Raw genomic sequence first — 1520 nt, forward strand, 5'->3', positions numbered from 1 at the left:
GTTACGCCTGGGGCTGGGGCTCCATGCCGCCGTCGTTTTCGCGGGGGCGGCCGGGACGGGTGGTGGGCACCGCCGAGCCGCGCGCCGGGGTCACCGGATCTCCGCCCGCATCGCGCACCGGCGGCTGCCCGCCGAGCAGGTTGCGGATCTCCTCGCCCGTGAGCGTCTCGTATTCCAGAAGACCCCGCGCCAGCGCCTCCAGATCCTCCCGCTTCTCGGTCAGGATCCGCCGCGCGTCGTTCAAGCCCGTCTCCACCAGACGCCGCACCTCCGAGTCGATCTTCTGCGCGGTCGCCTCCGACACGTTCTGCTGGCGCCCCATCTGCATGCCCAGAAACACCTCGTCCTGGTTCTCGCCATAGGCCACCGTGCCCAGCTCCGGCGAAAAGCCCCACTTGGTCACCATCATCCGCGCCAGCCGCGTCGCCTGCTCGATGTCCGACTGGGCGCCCGAGGTCACCTTCTCCGGGCCGAAGATCATCTCCTCGGCGATGCGCCCGCCCATCATGATCGCCAGCCGCGAGGTCATCTGCTCGAAGCTCATCGACAGCTTGTCGCGCTCGGGCAGCTGCATCACCATGCCGAGCGCTCGCCCGCGCGGGATGATCGTGGCCTTGTGCACCGGGTCGGTCGCCGGCACGTTGAGCGCCACGATCGCATGGCCCGCCTCGTGATAGGCGGTCAGGCGCTTCTCGTCGTCGGTCATCACCAGGGTGCGCCGCTCGGCGCCCATCATCACCTTGTCCTTGGCGTCCTCGAACTCGCGCATGGTCACGATGCGCTTGCCGCGCCGCGCCGCCAACAGCGCCGCCTCGTTGACCAGGTTCATCAGGTCGGCGCCGGAAAAGCCGGGCGTGCCGCGGGCGATCACCTTCAGGTCCACGTCCGGCGCCAGCGGCACCTTGCGCACGTGCACCCGCAGGATCTTCTCGCGCCCGGTCACGTCCGGGTTGGGCACCACGATCTGGCGGTCGAAGCGGCCGGGGCGCAGCAGCGCCGGATCAAGCACGTCGGGCCGGTTGGTGGCCGCGATGATGATGATGCCCTCGTTGGCCTCAAAGCCGTCCATCTCCACCAGAAGCTGGTTGAGGGTCTGCTCGCGCTCGTCGTTGCCGCCGCCCAGGCCCGCGCCGCGGTGGCGGCCGACCGCGTCGATCTCGTCGATGAAGATGATGCAGGGGGCGTTCTTCTTGGCCTGCTCGAACATGTCGCGCACACGGCTTGCGCCCACGCCCACAAACATCTCCACGAAGTCGGAGCCCGAAATCGTGAAAAACGGCACGTTGGCCTCACCCGCCACCGCGCGGGCGGTGAGCGTCTTGCCGGTGCCGGGCGGGCCCACCAGAAGCACCCCGCGCGGAATGCGCCCGCCAAGCCGCTGGAACTTCTGCGGATCGCGCAGGAACTCCACAACCTCCTGCAGATCCTCCTTGGCCTCGTCGATCCCCGCCACGTCCTCAAACGTCACACGCCCATGCGCCTCCGTCAAAAGCTTCGCCTTCGACTTGCCAAAACCCATG

At 68.6% G+C, this 1520-nt stretch carries 1 protein-coding gene; it reads right to left on the bottom strand.

Going from position 1 to position 1520, the window contains the following annotated elements; genetic code table 11:
* Nucleotide 1: 1 nt before the first annotated feature.
* A partial coding sequence (gene ftsH / locus GR328_RS26450) for an ATP-dependent zinc metalloprotease FtsH (RefSeq protein WP_160888620.1) occupies nucleotides 2-1520 on the bottom strand: 1519 nt, incomplete at its 5' end.

The sequence above is a fragment of the Microvirga makkahensis genome (assembly GCF_009830105.1).
GTDB classification, from domain to species: Bacteria; Pseudomonadota; Alphaproteobacteria; order Rhizobiales; family Beijerinckiaceae; genus Microvirga; species Microvirga makkahensis.